This is a genomic window from Armatimonas sp. (assembly GCF_043760365.1).
GTDB lineage: Bacteria > Armatimonadota > Armatimonadia > Armatimonadales > Armatimonadaceae > Armatimonas.
In genome coordinates this window covers 1-6393 of sequence record NZ_JAYUPA010000115.1, presented here as the reverse complement: position 1 = coordinate 6393, position 6393 = coordinate 1, and the positions used below count along the sequence as shown (strand labels likewise).

Genomic DNA, 6393 nt, shown 5'->3' with positions numbered 1-6393 from the left:
GGCGAGGGTCGTTTTGCCGCAATGTGAGGCCACGGAGCATCGCCAGCGCGTCACTGTCTCGACCCAGGTCGGCGTAGAGAAGGCCGAGAGCGTAGCGTGCCTGGTTGTTCTTGGGATCTGCCTTGACCCACCGCTCACGCACCGCCAGCGCCTCGTTTTTCTTTTCCTGAGCTTCAAACAGCACAATAAGGCCTGCGAATGCCTCGCCGCTCTGCGGTTTTTTGATAAGAGCAGCCTCAAAGTGTGCCTGTGCCTTCTCGTATTTCTTGGTTTTTGTCCCGAGGTTCCCGAGTCGGATCAGTGTCTCCGTGTCCGTAGAGTCGCGGCTTAGGGCTTCGTCGAGTGTTTTCTCCGCTTCGTCGGGCTGGTTGAGATTTTCCAGGAGCGTGGCGACATCTTTGAGGGATTTTGTCTCTTTGGGGTTTCGACGTGCAATTGTGCGCAGCTCCAGAACCGCCTCGGCGGGTTTTCCTGCTGCCTGAAGAGTTGCCGCTAATTTCTGGCGTAGCGTATCGTCCTCGGGGGTCTCGTTAACAAGCTCGCGCAGCCTGGGAATCGCTTCGGTCCAGGCACTCTGCACGAGGAGAGCTTCCACCAGGCCGCGCCGTGTCCGCGTGTTTTTGGGAGTGAGCTTGAGCGCCCCCTGAAACACACGCGCAGCCCGCTCTCCTAGCTCCCGGCTATTTCCCTGCGAGAGCATCATGAACCCCAGTGTTGTGACATACTCCGCGTTCTTGGGCTCACGCCCCACGGCGGCCTCGGCTTCTTTCATGCCAAGTGCCACACGGTCTTCGGGTGTGCGGCGGATATCCTGAAGGTAGGCCAGTGCGAGGCTGTGACGCACCATTGCCGCATCGGGGAACTTCTCGCGCAGCTTCTCCAGAAGCAGCAGGGCACCCGGAAAGTCGCCCGCTTGTTCCGCTGAAACGGCGGCGTTGAAACCTGCGCGGAGATTCTTGGGGCTGAGTGTGAAGGCTCTTCGGTAGGCATCACTCGCTTCCGCCAGGAGCTTGGTGTCTTTCTTCTGCGCCCCTAGCCGTCCAGCCAGATCGCCGCGCATCAAGAAAGCGTTGGTCTCCTTGGGAAAGCGCTGGGTCATGGTACGCAGGGTCAGGAGTGCCTCACGGGGTTGCTGCGCGTCTAGCTGCGTTGTCGCCAGGGAACCCAAGATGGCTGGGTCTTTGGGCTGAAGCGTGGACCACGTTTTGAGCACCGAAATTGCCTCGGTGAAGCGTTTTTGGGAGAGGTAGGCTCCCGCAAGCGTCCGGAGCGTGTCGGTGTTCTTGGGATTGAGCGCGAGAGCACTCTTCGCTGTCACAATGGCTTCATCGGTGCGTCTTGCCCCCCACTCAAGCGACGCAAGCTGTCCCTGGAAGCTGGCCTCTTTGGGGGCTAGACGAATGGCTTTTTGAAGGGCCGCAATGGCTTCATCGAAGCGTTTCTGACGCCCGAGAAGAAGGCCGAGATTGACCCAGCCGACAGCGGCCTTTGGGTCTGCCTCTAGCATCTGACGGTAGAGTTTTTCCGCTTGTGTCAGCTTTCCCACCTGAGTCGCTTGGATAGCCTGGTTAAAAAGCACAGCGGCCTTTTGGAGCGGCGGCGGGGACGGTGGTGGAGTTGTCGTTGTTTTGGCGAACTGCATGCTTCTTATTATCTGGGACTGTGCGTTAGCGAGTGAGGTTCCGTGGCGTAAAGGCAGCGGGCAGGAGCGCCCCGACCGTTGTCTGAAAAGTGACCTCTCCCGTTTCATTGACACAGACCACGGGGCAGTCTGGATCGGCGAACTCCGCGAGCACCTGGCGGCAGGCACCACACGGCGAACCACCGTCGCGGGTTGCCACCGCTACCGCCGTGACCGTGCGCGCTCCGGCTGCGACTGCCGAGAAGATGGCGGTGCGTTCGGCGCAGTTACAGAGCCCGTAGCTGGCGTTCTCGATATTGCAGCCCACGAACACGCCCGCATCGGTCGCAATCGCCGCCCCGACAAAGTAGTTTGAGTAGGGGGCATAAGCACTTTTCCGGGCATGAAGTGCAAGAGAGATTAGCTCCGTGATCATTGCTCATATTCTACCGCCCTTCCAAAGTGCGATACACTGCTGGCTTGGTATGGCGACACTTTTATCTGCACAGGCAATTGAGGCTCGGAGCGCGGGCCGGACGCTCTTTACGGGGCTCACCTTTGGAATCGAGGACGGCGAGCGGCTGGGGTTGATCGGTCCCAATGGCACGGGGAAGTCCACTCTGCTCAAGGCACTCGCGGGAATAGGGCAGCTCAGCGGCGGGACACTCTCGATGCGGCGCGGTCTGCAAATCGGCTATGTCGCCCAGGACGAGGCCTTTGAGGGAGAGCAAACGGTCGAGCAGGCGCTTTTCTCCGCACTGGCGGGCATGCACCTGGATGAGACCGAGAAGGCGATCAGTGTCGAGATTGCGCTCGCGCAGGGGGGCTTTCCGGATCGGAGCCAGCAAGCGGCGCAGCTCTCCGGCGGCTGGAAAAAGCGTCTGGCGATTGTACAACAGCTTCTGCGTGAGCCCGATGTCTTATTTCTGGACGAGCCGACCAACCACCTGGATCTGAAGGGGGTGGAGTGGCTGGAGGGGATTCTGGAGAGCCCCGCTTTTGCCTTTGTGGTGATTACTCACGATCGGTACTTTCTCGAAAACACCACCACCAAGCTCATGGATCTCAACTCCGCCTACGCCGAGGGATTTCTCTCGGTTAAGGGCGGCTACTCGGACTTTCTGGAGGCGAAAGCTGCCTACATGATCGCGCTGGGCCGCAAGCAAGACTCGCTGGAGTCCACGGCAAAAGTCGAGCTGGCGTGGCTGCGACGCGGGGCACGGGCACGTGCGACCAAGGCGAAGGGGCGCATCGAGGACGCGGGCGAGGTCTTTGCCGAGCTGGACTCGGTCAAGCGGCGCAATGCCGAAAAACTGGCGATGGAGAGCGGCTTCTCCGCCTCGGGCCGCCAGACCAAGGAGCTTCTCGTCGGTAAAAATCTCTCCAAGACGCTGGGCGGACGCGAGCTCTTTGCGGGGCTGGACTTAGTGCTTACGCCCGGACTCAAGCTAGGGCTAGTGGGAGAGAACGGCAGCGGTAAGACGACACTGTTGCGCCTCTTGATGGGGACGCTGGAGCCGGACACAGGCACGATCAAGCGGGCGGCGAGCCTGCGCACAATCTTCTTCTCCCAGAATCGCGATGGGCTTGACCCCAATCTCACGCTCCGCGAGTCGCTCTCGCCCGCCTCGGACGTGATCAGCTACCGCGAGAGCACGATCCATGTGACGGGCTGGGCGAAGAAGTTCGGCTTCCGCGAAGACCAGCTCGGCTCCAAAGTGGCGCTTCTCTCCGGTGGCGAGCAGGCACGCCTCGCCATTGCCAAGCTCATGCTCCAACCCGCCGACTTATTAATCCTCGACGAGCCCACCAACGACTTAGATCTCGCGTCGCTGGGCTCGCTCGAAGAGGGTATGGAGAGCTTCCCCGGTGCGCTGATTCTCGTCAGCCACGATAGATTTGTGCTGGATAAAGTCTGCAATCAGGTGCTGGTTCTCGGCGAGGGTGCGCCAAATTTCTTCGCCGACTACACTCAGTACACCGAGAGCCGCCGCGCTGAACTTGCCGCCGCCGCCGCTCCAAAAACGCCAAAAATCGCCAAGTCCGTTCCTGTTGTGACGGCTCCGCGCATCGCTCTTACCACGAACGAGCGCCGGGAACTCTCCAAGATGGAGGAGACGATCCACTCTGCCGAGCAGAAAGTGGCGAATATTGAGGCGCGCATGCACGATCCGGCAACCGCCACCAACGCCGCCGCGCTTCAGAAACTCTGGAACGAGGAGCTGCCCCAGGCCAAAACAACCGTCGAGCGCCTCTACGCCCGCTGGGAAGCGCTAGAGAGCCGCAAATAGATCCACGCTGGTGCCATCGGGGTCGCGGAGCTGGGCGTAGCGCTGGCCCCAGAAGGCATCCCACGGGGCTTTGTGGCTCTCGTACCCCGCCGCGACGGCGTGGGCGTGGAGAGCATTCACTTCGTCAGGCGAGGCGCACTCGAAAGCTAACCCGACTCGGGTGCCATTCGGGCGTGTCCAGTCGGGATCAAAGGACTTGATCAGCTCCTCGGTGTCCCACATGAGCTGCATGCCACCGGGCAGAGTGATTCCCACATGATCCTCGCCCTCGGCAGGTTCGGGGATCTCAAGTCCCAGTAGGCGATAGAAAGCCAGCGCCTTCTTCATATCCGAAACGACGATTCCAATTGCGTTGAGTGTTGCCACAACTCCACCCCCTGGCCCCCGCCCGGCGGGGGAGAAAATAAGACAGAACACTTGTTCGATAAACTGTCAGTGGTTTCCTTCTTTATCTTTTGAACCCATCCCCCGGCCCCTTCCCTGCCGCAAGGAAGGGGAAGTGCTATGGTTTGTGAAGCAGGTAGAATGCTTGGCATGAGAATTCGATTACCTTTTGGATTGAGTGATGACGATGAGCTAGATCCCCAGTGGATTCTTCGACAGATTATGAAGGCATTCGAGGAGAGCCGGAGGGTGGGGGTAGATGGCCATATCTATGTGGGCCACGTCTGCACCTTAACAGTCTGTCTTGCGAATGAGGAAGACAGGGCGCACATCCATATGCACCTCTCGCAGGAGGAGCTGCGCACCGTTGTTGAGGCGCGGCTGAAAGAGAAGGGTTACCGTACCAAAGGCCCTCTGACCTTTGTTGTTGTGGAGGTTGCTGAGGCGAAGAATATCATCGAAGTTTCCGTTGGGCTGATGGTTCCCAAGCCTGCCCCTGTAGATCCCTCTGAGGCGAAAACGCAGCAGGCACAGCGTTCTTCCGAGGCGAAGACGCAGCAGGCGACACGAGGCGGTGTTAAGGCTCCCAAGGCGACTGCCCCCGAGCAGTGGTTTGTGATTGTCACGCTTCCCCGTGGAACCGAGATTGAGGCACGGCTGGAGACGTTCCCATTTGCAATAGGACGCTCGCAGGAGCTGGGTAACTCTTTGGTGATCGAGGCGGACTCCCTCTCGCGCCAGCACGCCGTGATCGAGAAGATGGGCACGGGTTTTACTTTGAAGGACAAAGACAGCACCAACGGAACATTTGTCAATGGCAAACGGCTTGCGGCGGGTGATCCTGAGCCAATTGCGCCGGAGAATAAAATCCGGTTCGGGCTAAATGTAAACGTTCGGCTGGAGAAGCGAACCGTGTAGCCTGGCATTTTCGTCGGCTATAATGGGGCATGGCTCACGAGTTAGAGGGAACCACAGTTCTGGGGCGCTACGCCGTCGGGAAGTGCCTGAGCGAAAAGGGAGGCTATGCGCTTACCTACGAGGCAGTAGATACCGACAAGCCCAGCCACCCCCCATGCGTGGTCAAGCACCTTAGAGACGACAAGCATGACTCGCTCAGCCGCGAGCTTTTTGAGCGCGAAGGCAAAGCACTGGAGCACCTCACCGGCAAAGGCCCTTTTCCCAAGCTGGAAGCAACTCGCGGCGACTTCCATGTGATGGAGTTCTTACCTGGTGCTACCCTGAATACAGAAGACACCCACTCAGAACAAGAGGCGCGTAAGCTTCTCATTGAGCTTTTGGAGATTCTGGTCATTCTGGATCAGGTTGGACTTATCCATCGGGACATCAAACCGCTTAATTTGATCCGTCACAAAGTCAGTGGCAAACTGTACTTGATTGATTTCGGAATGGTTCGCGATAAAAATAAGGCTCTGGACAAGCTCAAAGATGGCACGATTGCGCCGGGTTCACAGGGTTTCTCAGCCCCCGAGCAGTTCAATGGTGAAGCCAGTGTTAAGAGCGATCTCTACGCAGTCGGGCGTGTGGTGCTGAACTTTTGGTTCGGGATGCCTGCGGAGCGCAACTGGCATTCTCCTTTGGGAGCAGATCAAAGGCTAGTACAAGTTTTGAAAGTGATGACGGCCTTCCTCCCAGAAAGTCGCACCATCACAGCCACTCAAGCTCTCCAGCAGCTTCGTCAACCGACTCTCCCTGTCACACCGCCGCCGGTTACCACATCGCGCTCGGAAGCGCCTACACGCCAGGCAACCAGCCCTTCTCCTCGGCCCGAGCCGGTGATAGAGCGCCCTACTACCCGGCCCTCTGTGCCACAGGAAACAAAAGTGGAGGAGAAGCCAAAGCCAAAGGCGAGTCAAGGGCCAACGCCCGGAGTTCCCGGCTGGGTTTGGGGCCTGGGAGCAACGGCTCTTGCCGTTGGCGCGGGTGTTTTCCCGCCGGGATGGGCGTTTGTGAAGTCGCTGATGCCAACGCCTCCTGTTGCGAACCGCAAGTTGCCCTCTAGTTATCCTGCCCCTAAAACGCTTGCGGAGTACAAGGCACAGATGATGGCGATTCCGGGCGGCTCGTTTGCGCGGGGGA

6 protein-coding genes are annotated in these 6393 nt (G+C 59.1%); 3 read left to right on the top strand and 3 right to left on the bottom strand.

Annotation, left to right across the window (positions count from 1 at the left end):
• Positions 1–1642: tetratricopeptide repeat protein (locus tag ACH2EH_RS03070; protein WP_395138849.1), on the bottom strand; the 1642-nt coding region annotated here is incomplete at its 3' end.
• Between the two features lie 25 nt (positions 1643–1667).
• On the bottom strand, positions 1668–2057 hold the full coding sequence (gene cdd / locus ACH2EH_RS03065) for a cytidine deaminase (RefSeq protein WP_395138846.1): 390 nt from the start codon (positions 2055–2057) through the stop codon (positions 1668–1670).
• A 49-nt stretch (positions 2058–2106) separates the two neighbouring features.
• Between cdd and ACH2EH_RS03060 the strand changes: the two genes are divergently transcribed.
• Complete coding sequence (locus ACH2EH_RS03060; RefSeq protein WP_395138844.1) at positions 2107–3912, top strand: ABC-F family ATP-binding cassette domain-containing protein; 1806 nt, start codon at positions 2107–2109, stop codon at positions 3910–3912.
• On the opposite strand, the gene ACH2EH_RS03055 is transcribed toward ACH2EH_RS03060, so the two are convergent.
• Positions 3895–4278 carry a VOC family protein gene (locus ACH2EH_RS03055; RefSeq protein WP_395138841.1) on the bottom strand — a complete coding sequence of 128 codons (384 nt, stop codon included), beginning with the start codon at positions 4276–4278 and terminating at the stop codon, positions 3895–3897. The two genes, ACH2EH_RS03060 and ACH2EH_RS03055, sit on opposite strands and share 18 nt — an antisense overlap.
• A gap of 168 nt (positions 4279–4446) precedes the next feature.
• Here ACH2EH_RS03055 and ACH2EH_RS03050 point away from each other — a divergent pair, with 168 nt between their 5' ends.
• Positions 4447–5214 carry an FHA domain-containing protein gene (locus ACH2EH_RS03050; protein WP_395138839.1) on the top strand — a complete coding sequence of 256 codons (768 nt, stop codon included), beginning with the start codon at positions 4447–4449 and terminating at the stop codon, positions 5212–5214.
• Between the two features lie 29 nt (positions 5215–5243).
• Positions 5244–6393: RIO1 family regulatory kinase/ATPase (locus ACH2EH_RS03045; protein ID WP_395138836.1), on the top strand; the 1150-nt coding region annotated here is incomplete at its 3' end.

Excerpts from the sequence above, each read along its gene's own strand:
- cdd (WP_395138846.1), bottom strand. The coding sequence starts at position 2,057 with ATGATCACGGAGCTAATCTCTCTTGCACTTCATGCCCGGAAAAGTGCT.
- ACH2EH_RS03060 (WP_395138844.1), top strand. The coding sequence starts at position 2,107 with ATGGCGACACTTTTATCTGCACAGGCAATTGAGGCTCGGAGCGCGGGC.
- ACH2EH_RS03050 (WP_395138839.1), top strand. The coding sequence starts at position 4,447 with ATGAGAATTCGATTACCTTTTGGATTGAGTGATGACGATGAGCTAGAT.